This window comes from Amycolatopsis halotolerans (genome assembly GCF_042647905.1).
Taxonomy (GTDB): Bacteria; Actinomycetota; Actinomycetes; order Mycobacteriales; family Pseudonocardiaceae; genus Amycolatopsis; species Amycolatopsis halotolerans.
This window is the reverse complement of record NZ_JBHRWI010000039.1, coordinates 1-17,377: the sequence shown is the minus strand read 5'-3', so window position 1 is coordinate 17,377 and position 17,377 is coordinate 1. Positions and strand designations below refer to the sequence as shown.

Below are 17,377 nucleotides of genomic sequence, written 5' to 3'. Positions count from 1 at the left end.
CGTTGGCACTGCAGTTGAGCGACCACGTGACCATGACCTCGGTCGACGACAGCGTAGTCCTGCTCGACGAGCGCAAGGGCCGGTACTGGCAGCTCAACTCCACGGCTGCCGGAATCTTGCGCGAACTCGTCGCCGGCAGCAGGCCGGAGGATCTCAGAGACCGTCTTGCCGCCGCTTCGGGCGCCGACCGCGATACGGTCGAGCGCGATATGCGGGACTTCGTCCGGCAATTGCAGTCTGCCGGACTGATCTCCGGCCGATAGAGGTTTTCTCGGCAGTTCTCGCAGCCGGTACGGACGAGTGCTGCTCAGGTGACGCGGCCGGTGATTTCTTGATCCGGCCCGGCTGCCGACGTCAGCTGAGTGGCGCCGCTGCTGAGCGAAGTGGACCAGAATTAGTGCGACTGCTACCATTTTTATGGCACCGGAAAACGGTTGAATTCGATATTGCCGCTTGCGCGGATGTCGAACTGAAGTATTTTCGCGTCGATCCGTGTGCCGAGGTTGATTAATGCTGTCATCGACAGAAAGGATCTTATGATGGATGCCGACATGACCACCGAATCGACCGAACCCAAGGCGGCCTACGAGAGCCCGGAACTTCGTCCGGCCGGCTCGTTTCGGGAAAAGACCGACGGGCTGAACAATTTCGGATTCGACGGAATTGTGCTCAACCGCGACTGGTGATTTCCGCAGCAGGGTAGGGAGTGCACGATGCAGGGCTTCGGCGTTCCGTTCTTTGTCGTACTGCCTGACAACAGGTTCACGGACCCCGTGGCCCTGCATCCTCGGTTGTCCGAACTTGGCGTGTACGCCAGTCCGCACCCGTCCGGCAGGCCGTGGCTGGTCGGTCGATGGGACCACGGCGAGTTGCTGACGGTCACCGTGGGCACGACGAGCGTCGCGTTGATCGGCTGCTTCGCAGCGAAGGCAGGCGAACTCCGCGAGGACGTCGGCAGGATGAGGCAGTTGTCCGACTCGGACCTGATCACGCGGAAGTATGCCGGCAGCTATCACGTCGCGATCGCGATGGGCGACCGCATGCGGATCCAGGGCACCGCGTCCGGTCTCCGACGCGTCTACCACTGCGAACTCGACGGCATCCCAGTCGTCGCCGACCAAGCCGACGTGCTCGCGGACCTGACGCAAGCGGAGCTGCGGATGCCGACGCTGGCAGTTCGCCTGCTGCAGCCGTCGTTTCCGCTGAGCGAGCGTCCGCTGTGGTCCGGCGTGACACCGGTCGAACCCGGGCATTGCGTCGAGGTCGCCGGCAACGGCCGGAGCGTGCGGGTCCGGCGCTGGTGGACCCCGCCGCAGGCGAGTCGCGGAATGGCGGAGAGCGCCGCAGCGGTCAGGGCCGCGCTGAGCTCGGCGGTGTCGGTGCGGACCCAGCTCGGCGGTCAGGTAAGCACCGAATTGTCCGGAGGGTTCGACTCCACCTCGGTGACTTTTCTCGCGGCGAGGAACGGCGTGCCCCTCATCGCCTGCACGGCGCTCGTATCCGATTCCACCGTCGACGACAGCTTGTGGGCGAGCCGGGCCGCTGCTCACCTGCCGGGCGTCCGGCACGAGGTGATCCCCGCGAACGAGATCCCCTTGTGCTACGCCGGGATGAACACGGGGGGAGCCCCGCTCGACGAACCGTCGGCCATGGCGGTTTTCCGCGAGCGCGCATTGGGAATCGTCGCGCGGATGGCAGAACGCGGCGCCCGGCACCACCTCACCGGCCACGGCGGGGACCACCTCTTCACCGGATCGCCAGCCCACTGGCATACCCTCGCGCGACGAAAACCGGCGAAGGCGTTGCGAGAGCTCAGGGCGTACCGGATCTCCCGCTCGTGGCCGTTGTCTCGCACGGTGCTCGCGGTTCTCCGGAACCAGACGTTTTCCGAAGCCTTCGCCGCGGTTGATCTCACGCCGGGCAAGGCGGTCGACATGTTCGAACCGAGGCTCGGCTGGAACACTGATCTTCACGTGCCCGGCTGGTTGACGTCCGACGCCGAGGAGATGATCGCCTCGGAGATCGGCGAGCTGGCTGCGCAAGTCGCGCCGCTGGCAGCCTCGCGGGGAACCCATGCCGAACTCAGCGCGATCCGCTCGGGCACCCGCGACATCCGCGCTCTGGCCCGGATGTCGCGCGGCCTGGGCGTCGATACCCATGCCCCGTTCTTCGACGACCAGGTGATCGATGCGGCACTCGGTGCGGCACCTGAGCACCGGGCTACGGCGTGGCGGTACAAACCCCTGCTGGCCGGTGCGATGCGCGACCTCGTGCCCGGTCAGATCCTCGATCGCACGACGAAGGCGGACGGGACTGTCGACGCGGTCCGCGGGCTGCGCCACCATCAGGCTGAACTTGCTGAGATCTGGGAAGATTCGCAGCTGGGGCGACTCGGGCTCGTCGATCCGGGACGTCTGCGCTCGCTGTGCGCCCGGACCGATCCGCTCGCCTCGAGCGACCTCGGGCTCTCCGGCGCGCTGGCCTGTGAAACGTGGCTGCGCGCCCGATGCCAGGAAAAGCCCCGGCCAAGGAGCGAACGATGAGTTTTGTCTTGAAAAAGCATGTCAGCCTGGCCGAGACCGAGTTCGGTGCCGTGCTGCTCGACCAGAGAAGCGGCCGATACTGGGAAATGAACCCGACAGCGACGCTGATAGTCCGTGCGCTCGTGGCAGGGGAGACGCCGGAGCGGACTGCGGAAATCGTCGCCGGCAAGTTCGAGGTCGACGAAGACCGTTCCTTGGCGGACGTTGCTAGCATTATCGGCAAGATCGCTGCGGCCGGGCTTCTGTCATGAGCGTCGAGATGTCTGTTGCCAGGCGGCCGAACGCGCCCCGATCCATCAGAACCAGGCTGGGCGCCCGATGCGCGATCGCGGCAGGCCGCTTGCTCGCGTTGCTGCCGCCGAGGCAGATTCGCCGGATATTGCTCTGCCTGCGCTGGCGGGTGCGACCTGCCACCTATGCCGAGGCGGAACGTTCCCGCGAAGACATCCTTGCCGGGAGCATGGGAATGCGCGCTTTGCGTGCCTGCCTGCCCCGATCGCTGGCGATCGTGCTGCTCTGCCGATTCCGAGGAGCGTGGCCGACGTGGTGCGCGGGCGTGCGGCGAGCGGCGCCGTTCAGTGCGCATGCGTGGACGGAAGCCGATGGATGCAGCGTCGGCGAACTCAACGTCGCCGAGGCGTTCGTCCCGCTGGTCAAGGTGGAGCCGAAGCCGTAGCGCGCGCTTGTCCGCAGGGCGTCCCGATACCGGGGAATAGCCTGTGTATACTTCAGAAGGTGCCGGTTTTTCGGAAAGTTCTGACGCTTGTGCCAGCTTTTGCGCGTCCTTACGTTTTTCGGCATCGGGCACTTCTCAAGTTCGCGCTCGTCGGCGGTGTCTGCTTTCTGGTCACGTTCGTCGTCAACTACGGGCTAAAGTTTACGGTCCTGCGGGAAAAGCCGGTTACCGCCATGATCGTCGCCACCATCGTCGCGACGATCGTTTCGTATGTGCTGAACCGCGAGTGGTCCTTTCGCTCCCGCCGCGTTCGCGAGCGACGGCACGAAGCCGCGTTGTTCTTCGTGCTCAGCGGTGTCGGGGTAGCGCTGAACTCGACACCGCTGTATCTGTCGCGATACGTGCTCCAACTCCACGTTCCGGTCGTGTCCCTGGTCGTCCAGGAAGCAGCCGATTTCATCAGCAGCCTCATAGTCGGAACGTTGGTGGCAATGGTGTTCCGCTGGTGGGCTTTCCGCAAATGGGTCTTTCCTCGCGAATCGGTCGAGGGCGATGCGGCAGCGAACCCGGGGCCAGTGCACGCCATCGGACAGGGAAGGCCCCTGCGGCCCGGTCTCGACGTCGACGGGATGCCGGAAGGCGAGGAGCGGCGATCCGCCGGGTAGCGCCGGCGAGCGCAGCCCAGCCAGCTCGTTCGTTTTCTCTTTTATTCGCAACACCGATCAGCGTTATCTGCGGTATGACGCGTGCCTGACTTCCCCGTCGGCGATTTACGTTCGTCGAGGTCCCGCGGACGGGACGGCCCAACTCGGCGGCTTCTTGCTGCTTTGGCCGCAGTGCCGCCGCAAGCATCGGCTTCCATCCCGGGGATGTGTCGGTGCGACCGTCGCCGCCCGCCGTTGCGGCGACACAGACCTGTTCGGATGCATCGGGGACGGCGTCAAGGAAGCCGGGGACACGCAATTTCCGTCCAGGCTCCTCATTACACAATTACTGGCTTAAATTTCCGGAGATGCTTGCGATACTTGTCGGGCCCCGCAGCAGTCGATCCCTGCAGGTGGCCCGCTCCGGGCGAGGCGGCCATTCAAGCGGAACCAGATCCGCGGTGTGACCGTGGAGCCGGAACACCCGCTGCCGCGTGATCGGATCGGTGCCCAGGAGCATTCGCTGGTCCGGCCAGGAGAGCCTGTGCGGTGCCCGGGGGGACGGGTCACCCGGCCGAGGCGAGCAGAGCGCGTGTCATCAGCGGCCCGAGGCGGCGCAGAGCCGCAGGTCCGGTCAGTTCGCCATGGGCGCAGTCGACGTCGTGGGTGGTGATGCGGCCTCCGACGTAGGGCCGCCATAGGGAGGGGTCCGCCGGCTCGGGGTTCCGAAGGGCGCGGAAGAAGACCAGATCGCCATCGAACACGGCGGCGGGGCGCGGCGGCATCGCGGCGAGGGAAGCAGCGAAGGCATTCACCAGCGTGTCCAGCTCCGCGGGCAGTTCGTCCGTTGCAGACAGACCGAGCGACCGGCGCAGGACACCTTCGCTCGGTACGTCGCCGCCGGGCTTCGGAGGACACGGGTGCGCGTCCAGCAGCGTGAGCAGGCTGACTCGTTCTCCTGCCTCCCGCAGGCCGGCAGCGGCCGCGTGGGCGAGATTTCCCCCGAACGACCAGCCGAGCAGCCGGTAACCGCCAGGGGAGGGGACCGAGCCGATGCGGGATACGAGGTCGGCCGCGAGGTCGCCGAACGTCCACTGCTCGCGCCGTCCGACGCCGAGCAGCGGCGAGTCCAGCCCCAGTACGGGTATTTCGGCGGGCAGGTGCCGGGGCAATTCGAGGTAGACCGAGCTGACGCCGGCGGCAGGGGGCACACAGAACAACGGCGGCGCATCGCCACCGCTGCGCAGGAGCGTCAGAGCCGGCACGCCGTCGGCCGCATCCCCTGTCGAAAGCCGCGCGGCCAGTTCTCGCGGGCTCGGCGCGGCCACGAGCGTCCACAGGTCGAACCTGCGGTCCAGTGACCGCTCGACGCGGCGAGCCAGTTTCGCGGAGAGCAACGAGTGTCCGCCCTCGTCGAAGAAGCTGCTTGCCGGATCGAAGTCGGCGATACCCAGGACTTCCCCGAACAGCGCACAGAGCCGGCGCTCGAGCGTTTCGTCGCGGCCCGCCGGAGCGGCCCGCCGCGTCTCTTCGGGCATCAGGGCCGGGCGCGGGCGGTCCGGCGGCACGATCGTGCTCAGCGGGAGGTCCGGAGCCGCCGCGACCTGTGCCAGGACGGTCTCGAACAAGCCTGCGAGCCAGGCCGCGCCGACGGCGTCGAAAAGCGCCGTGGCGTACTCGAGAGTTCCGGTGAACCCGGCGGCAGCGTCGCCCGCGTCGACCGCGAACGTCAGGTCGAACTTGGCGGTTCCGGTCCCCACCGGCAGGAGCGTGCCGGTGCAGCCGTCCAGTTCGACCCGGGCGGTGGCGTCGTTCTGCACGAGCAGAGCGATCTGGAAGAGCGGGTGACGGCCCGGTGCGCGAGGCGGGTTGACGGCCTCGACCACTTGCTCGAACGGGACGTCCTGGTTGGCCTGCGCGGCGAGCACGGTCGTGCGGGCCCGGTCGAGCAGGGCGGAGAACGTGTCGTCGCCGCTCGCCTCGACGCGCAGGACGAGCGTGTTGACGAAGTAGCCGACAAGCCGCTCGAGCGCGGTGTCAGTGCGGCCGGCCACCGGCGAGCCGATCACGATGTCTTCTCCGCCGCCGGCGAGGTGCAAGGTCGCGGCCAGGCCCGCGTAGAACACCATGAACAGCGAAGCCCGGTGCTCGCGGGCCAGGTCCGCCAGCCGGACCGCGCTCGCCGTACCGACGTGGAACGGCGCCGCCGCACCGGCGAGCACCGGACGCTCGGGACGCGGCCCGGCGATGGGCAGCGGCCGCGGCTCGGGAAGATCGTTCAACCGGCGGTGCCAGAAGGACAGCTGGAGACCGGCCAGCCCAGCCGGATCGGCAGGGTCGCCGAGCAGGTCCCGCTGCCACAGCGCGTAGTCCGCGTACTGCACCGGCAGTTCCTCGGACCAGGCAGGAGCGTCACCGAGCGACCGGGCGCGACAGGCCGCGGAGAGGTCGGCCAGCAGCGGCGCGACGGACCAGCCGTCGGCCACCGTGTGGTGCAGCACGAGCAGCAGGCGGCTGGTGCCATCGGCGAAGACGAACAGCCAGGCGCGCAGCAACGGCCCGGTCGCAAGGTCGAATTCACCGCGGACGGCGTCGGCGACCAGGTCGTCCACCGCGCCGGCATCGGCCGGGACGACGTGCAGCGGCGGCCAGCCTGCGGGCCGGGGTTCGAGGATGTGCTGGACCGGCGTGCCTTCGTCCTCGCGGAACACCGTGCGGAGGATTTCGTGCCGGTCCAGCAGGTCGCCGAGCGCGGCGCGCAGCGTTTCCTCGGCAGGCACGCCGGACAGCGAGAGCTGCAGCGGCAGGTTGTAGGTCGCGCCTGCTCGGTCCAGCCGGTGCAGAAACCACAGTCCTTCCTGGCCGTAGGACAAGGGGATCGCTTCGGCGGCGCTCATTCGTCGGCGTCGGCGAAGTCCAGCAGGGTGCCGATTCCGGTCGCCGCGGCACGGCGATGCAGCAGCAGTCCGGAGTAGACGTCCTGGGCCGCCAGCCCGAGGGACTTGAACAACGTCACCTCGTCCGCGGATTCGCGGCCCGGGTGCCGCCCGGCGAGAACCTCCCCGATCTCGGCTTGGATGCGGTCCATCGCGAAGTGTCCTTCCGCGACGGCGGCGAGAAGATCACCCGATTCTCGGGTCGCGGATTCGCGGCTGTCGGCGAAGACGCGGCAGCGGCCGACCAGTTCCCCGGTCAGCTCGCGCGCGTCCGGGAAGGAGGAGCCGACCGCGTTGAGGTGAGCACCGGCGTCGGCGACGGCCAGCACGGGTTCGGCACTGGCGGTCACGGTGCACACCACGTCCGCTCCCGATGCCGCTTCCGCCGCAGTCGCGCAGACTTCGACGGGGCAGTCGACCCGCTCGCCTGCCCACTCCGCGAACCGTTCGGCGGTCTCGCGGCGGTGGTTCCACACGGACACCGTTTTCGGCGGCCGCACGATCGTCATCGCTTCGAGGTGTGACCGGGCCTGTACGCCGGAGCCGAGGATCGCGAGCGTGCTCGCGTCCGGGCGGGCGAGCGCGTCGGTGGCGGCCGCGGACGCGGCGGCGGTCCGGATGGCGGTGATCGCGGCTCCGCTCGCCAGTGCGCAGGGCTGACCCGTGGCGTGGTCGAACACCAGCACCAGCCCGGCGTGCACCGGAAGCCCGCGTTCGGCGTTCTCCGGAACGACCGACACGGCCTTGAGCCCGAACCCGTATTCGCCTTCGCTGACATGAGCGGGCATGACCGCGAGCACGTCGCCCGACGGGGAATGCACCATGTGCCGGACAGGTTGTTCGACGGCGCCGTCGCTGAACGCGCGGAAGGCGGTCCGCATCAGGTCCACCGCGTCCGCCATGGGAAGCAGCTCACGCACGTCGGCGGGGTTGAGCACGATCACGGGCGGGCTCCTTGGTCGGCAGGAAGGGGAACGGTGCGCAGTGCGGCCGCGAGTTCGCCGAACACGATCCCGGCGAACTCGTCAGTGCGTTCTTGGAGGAAGAAATGGCCGCCGGGGAAAAGCCGGGGACCGGTGAGCCGGTCGGCGTGCGCTTTCCAGGCCCCGAGGCTGTCGGCCACAGTCACCGGATCGTCCGCGCCCCCGTACACGGAGACGGGCATCGGCAGCGGTGGCTCTTCGCGGTACTGATAGCTGTGGCACAGCGCGAAGTCGGCGCGCAGGACCGGGAGCACCAGTTCGCGGACATCCGGGTCGGCCAGCAGCTCGGAGGCCGCCCCGCCCATTCCGGCGACCTTCGCGCAGAACGTCTCGTCGTCGTCGTTCGTGGCAGGCATCGTCTCCGGCGGGACTCCCCGGACGGGCCAGCACGCGGACGCGAGGAACACAGGCGGCCGGGCGCCGTCGGCCAGCAGGAACCTGGTGGCGCGGTAGGCGAGCATGGCGCCCATGCTGTGGCCGAAGAGCGCATACGGAGCGTTCTCCTCGGACAGCCACCCGGCGAGGGCGCGAGCCGCGGTGTCGCAATCGTCGAACGACGGTTCCCGGTGCCGGGCCTGCCGTCCCGGCAGCCTGACCGCCCGCAGCTCGGCCCACTCCGGGACGAAGGGCGTCCACGGCCGGTACGACGACGCGCCGCCGCCGGCGCAGGGGAGACAGTACAGCCGGACCTGTGCCGCGGGGCGCGGCTCGAAGGCCTGATACCACAACGGGTTGGTGCTCATCGATGGCCCCTTTCGCGGCCGTGCGCGCGTCCGCTCGTCAGATCAGCGACTGCGCGATGGTCTCTTTCATCACTTCGGTCGTGCCGCCGTAAATCGTCTGGACCCTGCTGTCGACGAAGGCCCGGCCGACCGCGAACTCGTGCGTGTAGCCGTATCCTCCGTGCAGTTGCAGGCAGCGGTCGGTGACGCGCTGCGCCAGTTCGGTGTTCCACCACTTGGCCATCGCCGCTTCGTCCGCCCCGAGCATGTCGTCGACGTGCGCGGCGACGCAGCGGTCGGTGAACGTCCGGGCCACCGACAGCTCCGTGGCGAGCTCGGCGAGCACGAAGCGGGTGTGCTGGAGCGCGGTCAGCGGGCCGCCGGAGACGGCACGGACGCGGCAGTAGTCCACCGTGTCGGCGAACACGCGCTCCGCTCCGGCGAGCGCGGACACCGCGATCCACAGTCGTTCCTGTTTGAGATGACGCAGCAGGTAGCCCATCGCGCGACTCGGCCGCCCGACGACATTCGCGGCAGGGACCGCCACGTCTTCGAAGGCCATTTCCACCGTGTCGAGCGCGCGCATCCCCAGCTTGTCGATGCGCTTGCCGACGGCGAACCCGGCGGCGGTGCGCTCGACAGCGAGCAGCCCGAAGTCGGTGTCGCGTTCGCCGGTCCGGGCCAGCACCAGCACCAGGTCGGCCAGTTCGCCGTGCGAGATGAACGTCTTGCGCCCGGTGAGCCGGAATCCCCGGCCGTCCGGCCGTGCGGTGGTGCGCAGACGCGTGAGGTCGCTGCCGGCGTCGGGTTCGGTGATGGCGATCGCGGTGACCAGTTCGCCTGAGCAGAACCCGGGCAGCCATCGTGCCCGCTGCTCGGGCGTCGCGAGTGCCTTCAGATAAGCGCCGACGACCTCGTTGTGCAGCGACAGGGCCGGCGCATGCACCCTGGCCGCTGCGAACTCCTCGGCCAGCACGACGTGGTACCGGTAGTCGTCGGCGCCGCCGCCGCCGTATTCGACGGCCAGGTCCATGCCGAGCAGGCCGTGCTTGCCCGCCGTCAGCCAGACATCCCGGTCGACCGCCCCGGCGCGTTCCCAATCCGGGTAGCGAGGCAGCACCTCCCGCTCCAGGAACGTCCGCACCAGAGCGCGGAAGTCCTTGTGTGCCGCGGTGAAAAGCTCACGCCGCATCGAAGACCTCCGCCCGGCCGTCGGGAGCCAGCGCGGACCAGGACGGCATGATGTCGCGGAGCCGGTTCATCATCGCCTGGCAGTAGGCCGCGTTGTGGTCGAGGCTGCGGTGGCGCGGGTAGGGCATCTTGCGGCGGCCCGCGTGGTCCGCCCGGACTTGGCCGACGCCGGCCGGCGCACCCAGCAGGTCGAGCGCCTCCGTCGAAGCCCGCAGTTCGACGGCGTAGCGGGACGCGGACGTGATTTCGAGGTGCTGCAACGGAAGGGACGGCGGGACGAAGGGTTCGCGGTAGACGTAGGGCCGGGCGAGCAGATCCAGTTCGAAGGCGGCCTGGCGGCGCGCGGTGTCCAGCCAGCCTTTCTCGCGCAGGAAGTCCCGCAGCAACCGGTCGAGTTCGGCGCGGTGGGAGTGCAGGACGTAGTGCAGCACCTTGCCGGTGTTGTTGATGTCGTAGTTGCGGAGCCCGGACACCGAGTCGGCGAAGAACGCGCAGATCGGATCGTCGGCCCGGCCGCGGAAGAACTCGGCGGCGGCGGTGAGGAAGTCCCCGTAGGAGCAGGTGCCGTCGCGATCCAGTTCCCGCGCGGTGAACTGCGCCGCACGCCCGTTGTAGAGGCTGATCACCGCGTAGGTGAACCAGATCCCCGAGTCGTAGTCCGCCCGGTCGACCCACTTGGTGCCGACCACGACGTCGGCTTCGGCCACCGCGTCGTCCACCCGTACGGTTCGGATGCCGAGTACTTCCTGCTGCGCGTGCATCGGCGTGTTGTGCAGCAGCAGTTGCGGATAGGTGACGATGGCGTCGGCTCCGGAGCGGCACAGCCGGTCGATGCCCTCGCGGAACGACCGGAGTGTCTCGCCTGGCAGGGGCCAGATGAGTTCGGTGTAGGAACTGATCCGTTTTTCCTTGAGCTTCGCTTGCAGGGTGACGTAGGTGCTTTCCCTGATGTTGGCGCGGTCGACGATCTTCAGCGTCTCGTCGCTCATGGTTTGCAGCGACACCGGCTGACTGGCCAGCAGGCCGCCCTCGACCAGGAGCTCGGTGATTTCGGTGACACGGTCCGGCCGGTTCTTGGCCGCCTGCATGGAAATCATCATCGGATAGCCGTTGCGCTGCTTGCACGCGACGAGGTGCCGCGTCAGGTCGACGTCCCGCGGCAGCGCGCCCCAGTTCGCGTCGGCGAGGAACACGCTTTCCACCCCGTGCTCGCTGATCCACGTGAGATCGTCGAGCACCCGGTCCTGGTCCCAGCGGTACACCTTGTCGTTGGTGGCCGCGCCCCAGTAGCAGTACGAGCACTTGAACGGGCAGCCGCGGTTGGTCTCGACCACCGCGAACGTGTAGTCGCCGCCGTCGAAGATTCCCGCGGCGAACGGGGACGGGATCTCGTCGAGGTCGCGGAGCCGGGCGGGTTCCTCGGTGGTGCGGAGGGTGTCGCCGTCGTAGAAGCTGATTCCCGGCACGGCCGCGAAGTCCGGCTTTTCGGCGAGCAGCACGGAGAGGAAGGCCGAGAAGGTCGCTTCGCCCTCGCCATTGCACACGACGACGCGATCGCGGCCGGGCGGCACGTAGGCGGCGGCGTGGTTCATCACCTGCGGACCGCCGAGGATGACGTAGGCGTCCGGCCGGCGTTCGAGCAGTCCGTCCAGCAGGCGCGTCATCGCCCGCATGTTCCACAGGTAGCAGCTGAGCGCGTAGACGGCGGAGTCTTCTTCGGCGAGCAGGGCCGTCAGCACGTCCTCCACCGGAGTGTCGGCCGGCTGCGAAACGATGGTGAAGCGGTACGCCGCGGCCACCGCCGGATCCTGCTGGGCGTAGGCCTGCAGGTATCCGGAAGCCAGCGGAAGGGTGTTGGGGTACAATGGCAATTCGACGAAGGTGACCCGCGTGGTGCCGGTGTTCATGCCTGCGCTTCCGTTTCTTCGAGAGCGGCGGCGAGCTCGCTCAGCACTTCGTGCTCGAACAGGTCTTCGGCGCCGAGGCGAAGTCCGCGCTTGCGGGCTTTGGCCGCGACCCGCATCGCCGCCAACGAGTCGCCGCCAAGGTCGAAGAAGCTGTCCTCGCGGTCGGCGGCGGTGATGGGCAGCACCTCGCACCACAGTTCGGCTATCAGGCCTTCGAGGCCGGTCAGGGGGCCGGTGCCGGCAGCCGGACCGGCTTGCGGGGACAGCGCGGCCAGTGCCGTCCGGTCGGTCTTGCCGTGCGCATTCGTCGGAAACGCGGACAGCACGCGCACGGCGGCCGGAGTCAGATAGTCCGGCAGGACCGCGGCGAGCTCTTTGCGCAGCGCGTCCGGCTCCGGCGGCGCGGCAGGGTCGGCGGGAATCACGTGCAGTACGAGAATCCCGCCTCCGGCGGCAGGCTCGTGCACGACAGCCACCGCGTCGGCCACCGGAGGCAGGGCGCGCGCCGCCGACTCCACCTCGCCGGGTTCGATCCGGAACCCGCGCAGCTTGACCTGGCTGTCGGCGCGGCCCACGAATTCGAGTGCGCCGCCGCGGAGCAACCGGACGACGTCACCGCTGCGGTAGAGCCGGGCCGGGCCGCCGGCGAACGGGTCGGCGACGAAACGCGCCGCGGTCAGCCCCGGCCGGTCGAGGTAGCCCTGCGCGACCCCGCGTCCGCCGAGATAGAGCTCGCCGGTTCCGCCGACGGGAACAGGCCGCAACCGCTCGTCGAGAACGTGCCCGGTGACCCCGGTGAGCGGGACCCCGATCGGCGGCGGTCCCGAGGCAGCCCCGCCGGACGCGAAGTCGTGACAGGTGGCCAGCATCGCCGTCTCGGTCGGGCCGTAGACGTTGTAGACGGCGAACGGCAGGTGCGCCGGGGGATCGGTGCGCAGCTGCTCGCCGCCGACGAGGAAAGCCCGCAACCGGGATCGCGATGCGTGCCACGGCTCGGCGAGGACTGCGGTGCCGAGCGCGGTAGTTAGGAAGCACACGGTGATGTGCTCGTCGCTCAGCCACCGGGCCAGTCCCTCGGCCGAGCGGAAGACGCGGTCAGGGGGGATGCACAGCGTCGCGCCGTGCGCCAAGCACGGCCAGACCTCGAGCGACCAGCCGTCGAACGACGGTCTGGCGATTTGCGGCATCCGGTCGGTTTCCCCGACCGAGAACCGCTCGCCGTACCACTGAACGAGGTTCGCCGCCCCGCCGTGGGTCACTTCGACGCCCTTCGGGGCTCCGGTCGAGCCGGAGGTGTAGGTGACATAGCAGGGTTGCCGGAGCAACGGCTCCACGGACGTCGGCGTGCCGCTGCCGGGCCTGGGCTCGACCGGGATCACCGGGTGCCCGGGCGGCAGGCGCGCCGCGCCGGCTTCGTCGGTGACGACGGGCGGCGTCCCGGCGTCAGCCAGCATCGTGGCCAGCCGGGCGGGCGGCTCGCGTACGTCGAGACCGACGTACGTGCCGCCGGCCAGCAGCACGCCGAGTGCCGCGGCGACGAGCTCCGGCGACCTGTCCAGCAACAGTGCCACGCGCCCGCCCCGTCGGAGGCCGTGTGCGACGAGCCTGGTCCGGACGGCGTCGGCGTGCCGCACCAGCTCGGTGTAGGTCCAGCTGCCGCCCTCGTGCTCGACGGCGGGCCTTCCGGGGTGCCGTTCGGCCTGGCGCAGGACGGCCAGGGGCACCGCCGGCGGCGCCGCGCGGGACGCCGGTTCGTCGGTGTTCCGGTTGTCAGCCATCGGTCTCCTCCAGCCCTTCGTTCCCACGCGGTATCTCCGCGCCCCTCGTCACCAGGCCGTACGCCACCGCCGCGACGGCCAGCGCCGCGCCGCCCGCGACGATCGCGACCCGTGGGCCCGCGGCCTCGGCCAGCCAGCCGATGGCGAGGCTGCCCACCGGGTAGGCGCCGACCACGGCGATTCCGTACAGGGCCATCACGCGGCCTCGCTGGCCGGCCGGTACGGACAGCTGCACCGTGCTGTTGGCAAGCGGCAGGAACATCTGCGCGACGAACCCGCAGCACAGCAGCATCGCGGTGAACGTCCAGAAGGTCGGCAGCTGACCCATCACCACTTCCCCAAGCCCGAGCAGGCACGCGATCGCGGCGAGCAACCGTGTGCCCGGCCGGTGGCGGAGGGTGTAGCGGGTCGCGGCCACGGCCCCGCCGAGGGCGCCCGCCGCGAGGACCGACGAGAGCAGGCCGAATCCGCCCGCACCGCGCTGGAACACCTGTGTCGCGACCACCGCGAGGATCGTCACGAAGCTCGTGCCCATGGCCGAGAGGCAGAACACCAGGGTGATGAGAGCGCCGAGCCCGGGGTGCCGCAGCACTTCCCGGTAGCTTTCCCGGAGCGATTTGGTCCGCCGGGACGGGACCGCGGAGACGCGCAGCTCGCCGGGACGCATCCGCAGCAGCGCCAGGACGACGGCGCCGAAGCTGACGGCGTCCACGACGAACAGGGGCCCGGTGCCGAGCACGCTGATCAGCGCGCCGGCCACAGCCGGCCCGGTCACGCGCGCCACGTTGAACACCACCGAGTTCACCGCCACCGCCGTCGCGACCTGCCCCGGTTCGACCATCTCCGAAGTGAAAGCCGCACGCACCGGGGTTTCCACCGCCGACACGGCGCCGGCCAGCAGGCACAGCACGAGCACTTGCCACAGCTGGATCGCTCCGGTCAGCACCAGGACGCCGCACAGGAGGCTCAATCCGCCCAGAACCGAGCCGGAGAACATCAGGAAGCGCCGCCGCGTGACGCGGTCGGCGACGTCGCCTGCCCACAGCGAGAGCACCAGCGTCGGGCCCCACTGCATCGCCGCGGCCGTGCCAAGGGCGACCGCGTTGCCGCCGGACAGGTGCAGGACGAGCCAGTCCTGCGCGATGCGCTGAATCCAGGTTCCGGTGATCGACACGACCTGGCCGAAGGCGAAGAGCCGGTAGTTCCGCTGGCCGAACAGCGCGCGCAGCGAGCCGCCGCGGGCGGTGGCAGCGGCTCCGGCTCCGGATCGGGGGGCGGTCACTTGACCGCCATTCCGACCAGGGCCGGCCGGGGGACCAGGTAGGCCCACTGCCCATCGGCGGTGCGCTCGAACCGCGGCCGGGCCCGCCTCCCGTCCTGCGTGGTGAAGCAAAAGATCTCCTCGGCCCGCCGGGCCGCCCACGCGGACACGTCCTCCGGTCCCAGTTCGGCCTCGGCCTTGACGAGGCCGTACATGTCGGTGAGGTAGCGGCCGAGCCGGAGCCGTGCTTCCTCGCGTGTCGGCGCGGTGGTCACGTAGGGGTCGAGGATCTCCGTAATGCGGTACCCGCCGAACCCGGCCGTGGCCAGGTGGTCCTCGATCATCGCCCGGGTCAGGTGCGGGTACCGGTGCCCGGTCGCCGAATGCGGATCGACGATCTCGGTGAACCAGGTGTCCATCGGCGAGCCGATTTCGAAGTCGTGCAGGACGAAGACGCCACCGGCCCGGAGCACGCGCCGCGCTTCGAGCGCGACTCCGGCCCGCTCCTCTTCAGGGATGTGATGGGTGCCGTAGGCGAGCAGGACGCCGTCGACCGAACCGTCCCGCACGACGAGGTGCTGGGCTCGCTGCAGGACTGCGGGGCTGCCCTGCGCCCACGCCGCAGAGACCATGTGGGGCGCACCGTCGCAGGTGAGGATTTCGGCGTCGATCAGGCCGAGCCTGTCGTTGACCTGGCGGACCAAGCCGTTGCCGCCCAGGAGGTCCAGCACCACCGCGTCCGGCCGGCGCACGGCAGGGCCGAAGAGCCCGAGCAGCGCCCGGATGCCGTCCGCTCGCGCGGCGAGCTGGGCTGTTTGCGCCCGGACGTAGGCTCCGCCGCGGCCGCCGGCGGTTTCCGGGCCGAAGTCGCGAGCGCTCCCGTCCAGGGCCGTAGACGCGGTAGTGGCGAGCCGGACTGGGTCGAGGCAGCCGTGCAGCCGAGGGGAGACGGTCCGGAGCGCCGAAGCCTGGGCGTCCAGGTCGCGGCCGTCGACGATCATCGCTTGCGCTGTCACGAAACCGCCTGCCCGGAGATCACGTGCCCGCCCCGCGGCCGCCAGGCGCGCGAAGCGCGGAAGTCGACGTGGACGAAGATCCGGTGCAGCCACCGGTCGGTCCCGTCGTGCTGCGGGGCGAACCGCGACCGGCCGTGCAACGCGACCCGGTTGTCCACCAGGGCGAGGTCGCCGGGGGCGAGCACCATGTCGGTGCGGACCTCCTCCAAGGCCCCGGACAGCTCGGCGAGCGCGTCGGCCGCCGCGTCGTCGGTCGCGTGCGTGCTGGTGAAGTCGACGCGGACGCTGGGGTCCTCCACGCTGCCGTACAGGACGGCGTGCGACTCGGCGGACGTTTCGCCGGACCCGAACGACGCCGGAGCTTCGGTGACGAAACGAGGCTCTCGCAGTACGTCGACGGTCCCGCTGTCGAGCAGCCGGACCGCCCGCCTGCTCGACGCGGTCCGAAGGGCGGCTGCGTCGTCGTGGTCGTTGCGCAGGCACAGCAAGCCGACGACGTCCGGCCGGTGCGGGTGGAACGCGTTCTCCACGTGCAGGGTAAGCGGCGCGGACCCGGCATTGCCCGGGAAGTCGGCCATCCCGGGAACCGGCACCACATCGTGCACGAGACTGCCTCCCTTTTCGTCCGCGAAGCCGACCGGCTCGCCGATGCAGAGCGCGAGCGACACCAGGAGCGCCGCCGGCTGCGTGGCGTACAGCTGGAGACTGTCGTAGCGGCCAGGGGTGGGAGGGACGGGCCCCAGGGGGAGTCCCTTGACCAGCAGCACCCCGTCCTCGCCGGCGTCGTGCCGGAACCGGCGCAGCGCTGCGCCGATCCTGGTCGGCAAGGCGCACGAGGCGGTCCGCGCGCGGTTCATCCACAGTGGACTCTCCAATGCCGTTCCGTCGGCGAGCTCGCCGGTCAGGCGGGTCAACGCCTCGGCTTCCTCCGCCGTCAGGACCACCGCGCGGCCGTCCGCAAGCATGGTCGTGCGCTCCATAGGGCTCCCGCCGTTCAGCTCTCTCGGTCGGCCATGGCACGGACGAGGCTGGCCGGGCGCATGTCCGTCCAGTGGGTTTCGATGTAATCGAGGCAGTCCTGCCGCGGGCCGGGACCGTGTACCGTCCGCCAGCCGTCGGGCACGTTCGCGAACTGCGGCCACAACGAGTACTGCTCCTCGTCGTTGATCAGCACCAGAAAGGTGCCTTCGGGATCGTCGAACGGGTTGGTCGACTCGGCCATCTGCGGTCCTTCCTCCGATTCGTCGTGCGTCAGGGGTTTTCGGATACGTTCTCGCGGTGCAGCCGCGGCCGGGTCCTGGCGGCGGTGAGCCGGCAGGCGAAACCGGCGATCGTCGGGTGCTCGAAGAGCGTGCGCAGTGTGAGCTCGGCCCCGATTTCGGTGCGGATCCTGCCGATCAGCCGGGTGGCGAGCAGGGAGTGCCCGCCCAAATCGAAGAAGTTGTCCTCGGTGCCCACGTGGTGCACTCCGAGGACCTCGCCGACCAGCCGGCACAAAACCCGTTCTCGTTCGTCGGCCGCCGATCCCGATCCGGCACCCCGCACGACCGGGGCGGGCAGTGCCGCGACGTCGATCTTTCCGGTGGGCGTGAGGGGCATCCGAGGGAGGACGACGAGATGGGCGGGCACGAGGTACTCCGGCAGCGATTCCTCAAGCAGTGCGCGGAGTTCTCGGGTGTCGATGGGTTGGGTGGTGGTGAGGTAGGTGGTGAGTTGGGGG

Annotated in this window: 17 protein-coding genes; 6 read left to right on the top strand and 11 right to left on the bottom strand. The window is 69.7% G+C overall.

The features are described 5' to 3' along the window. Window positions 1-2: 2 nt before the first annotated feature. The 6 genes from ACFORO_RS29155 to ACFORO_RS29130 all read left to right on the top strand — a co-directional run bounded on the left by ACFORO_RS29155 (window position 3) and on the right by ACFORO_RS29130 (window position 3,884). Window positions 3-263, top strand: a complete 261-nt coding sequence (locus ACFORO_RS29155; protein WP_377872188.1) for a lasso peptide biosynthesis PqqD family chaperone — start codon at window positions 3-5, stop codon at window positions 261-263. Between the two features lie 276 nt (window positions 264-539). After that, window positions 540-686 carry a lasso RiPP family leader peptide-containing protein gene (locus ACFORO_RS29150; RefSeq protein ID WP_377872187.1) on the top strand — a complete coding sequence of 49 codons (147 nt, stop codon included), beginning with the start codon at window positions 540-542 and terminating at the stop codon, window positions 684-686. Between the two features lie 87 nt (window positions 687-773). Continuing rightward, complete coding sequence (locus ACFORO_RS29145) at window positions 774-2,543, top strand: asparagine synthase-related protein (RefSeq protein WP_377872186.1); 1,770 nt, start codon at window positions 774-776, stop codon at window positions 2,541-2,543. Then, window positions 2,540-2,794 carry a lasso peptide biosynthesis PqqD family chaperone gene (locus ACFORO_RS29140; protein ID WP_377872185.1) on the top strand — a complete coding sequence of 85 codons (255 nt, stop codon included), beginning with the start codon at window positions 2,540-2,542 and terminating at the stop codon, window positions 2,792-2,794. The genes ACFORO_RS29145 and ACFORO_RS29140 overlap by 4 nt, the downstream gene beginning before the upstream one ends. Then, a complete protein-coding gene (locus ACFORO_RS29135; protein ID WP_377872184.1) occupies window positions 2,791-3,219 on the top strand; it encodes a lasso peptide biosynthesis B2 protein in 429 nt (142 codons plus the stop codon). Before ACFORO_RS29140 ends, ACFORO_RS29135 begins: the two co-directional genes overlap by 4 nt. A 59-nt stretch (window positions 3,220-3,278) precedes the next feature. Then, complete coding sequence (locus ACFORO_RS29130; RefSeq protein ID WP_377872182.1) at window positions 3,279-3,884, top strand: GtrA family protein; 606 nt, start codon at window positions 3,279-3,281, stop codon at window positions 3,882-3,884. Between the two features lie 545 nt (window positions 3,885-4,429). Here the strand turns inward: ACFORO_RS29130 and ACFORO_RS29125 are convergent. From ACFORO_RS29125 to ACFORO_RS29075, 11 genes are all read right to left on the bottom strand, one after another. After that, window positions 4,430-6,760: a condensation domain-containing protein gene (locus ACFORO_RS29125; protein WP_377872181.1), complete on the bottom strand. Its 2,331-nt coding sequence runs from the start codon at window positions 6,758-6,760 to the stop codon at window positions 4,430-4,432. Continuing rightward, window positions 6,757-7,743, bottom strand: a complete 987-nt coding sequence (locus ACFORO_RS29120) for an ornithine cyclodeaminase family protein (RefSeq protein ID WP_377872180.1) — start codon at window positions 7,741-7,743, stop codon at window positions 6,757-6,759. Before ACFORO_RS29120 ends, ACFORO_RS29125 begins: the two co-directional genes overlap by 4 nt. After that, window positions 7,740-8,525 (bottom strand): thioesterase II family protein, encoded by a 786-nt coding sequence (locus tag ACFORO_RS29115; protein WP_377872178.1) that lies wholly within the window; start codon window positions 8,523-8,525, stop codon window positions 7,740-7,742. The genes ACFORO_RS29120 and ACFORO_RS29115 overlap by 4 nt, the downstream gene beginning before the upstream one ends. Before the next feature lie 37 nt (window positions 8,526-8,562). Further along, window positions 8,563-9,696: an acyl-CoA dehydrogenase family protein gene (locus ACFORO_RS29110; RefSeq protein ID WP_377872176.1), complete on the bottom strand. Its 1,134-nt coding sequence runs from the start codon at window positions 9,694-9,696 to the stop codon at window positions 8,563-8,565. Beyond that, entirely contained in the window at window positions 9,686-11,602 is a 1,917-nt protein-coding gene (locus ACFORO_RS29105) for a B12-binding domain-containing radical SAM protein (protein WP_377872175.1), read from the bottom strand. Before ACFORO_RS29105 ends, ACFORO_RS29110 begins: the two co-directional genes overlap by 11 nt. Beyond that, a complete protein-coding gene (locus ACFORO_RS29100; protein ID WP_377872174.1) occupies window positions 11,599-13,380 on the bottom strand; it encodes a non-ribosomal peptide synthetase in 1,782 nt (593 codons plus the stop codon). The genes ACFORO_RS29105 and ACFORO_RS29100 overlap by 4 nt, the downstream gene beginning before the upstream one ends. Continuing rightward, window positions 13,373-14,662: an MFS transporter gene (locus tag ACFORO_RS29095; RefSeq protein ID WP_377872173.1), complete on the bottom strand. Its 1,290-nt coding sequence runs from the start codon at window positions 14,660-14,662 to the stop codon at window positions 13,373-13,375. Before ACFORO_RS29095 ends, ACFORO_RS29100 begins: the two co-directional genes overlap by 8 nt. Next, a complete protein-coding gene (locus ACFORO_RS29090; protein WP_377872172.1) occupies window positions 14,659-15,657 on the bottom strand; it encodes a class I SAM-dependent methyltransferase in 999 nt (332 codons plus the stop codon). Before ACFORO_RS29090 ends, ACFORO_RS29095 begins: the two co-directional genes overlap by 4 nt. Beyond that, entirely contained in the window at window positions 15,654-16,637 is a 984-nt protein-coding gene (locus ACFORO_RS29085) for a TauD/TfdA family dioxygenase (protein ID WP_377872171.1), read from the bottom strand. The genes ACFORO_RS29090 and ACFORO_RS29085 overlap by 4 nt, the downstream gene beginning before the upstream one ends. A 14-nt stretch (window positions 16,638-16,651) precedes the next feature. Next, the gene (locus ACFORO_RS29080) at window positions 16,652-16,879 is read right to left on the bottom strand and encodes an MbtH family protein (RefSeq protein WP_377872170.1); all 228 of its coding nucleotides are present in this window, start codon (window positions 16,877-16,879) and stop codon (window positions 16,652-16,654) included. Between the two features lie 29 nt (window positions 16,880-16,908). After that, a partial coding sequence (locus ACFORO_RS29075; RefSeq protein ID WP_377896671.1) for a phosphopantetheine-binding protein occupies window positions 16,909-17,377 on the bottom strand: 469 nt, incomplete at its 5' end.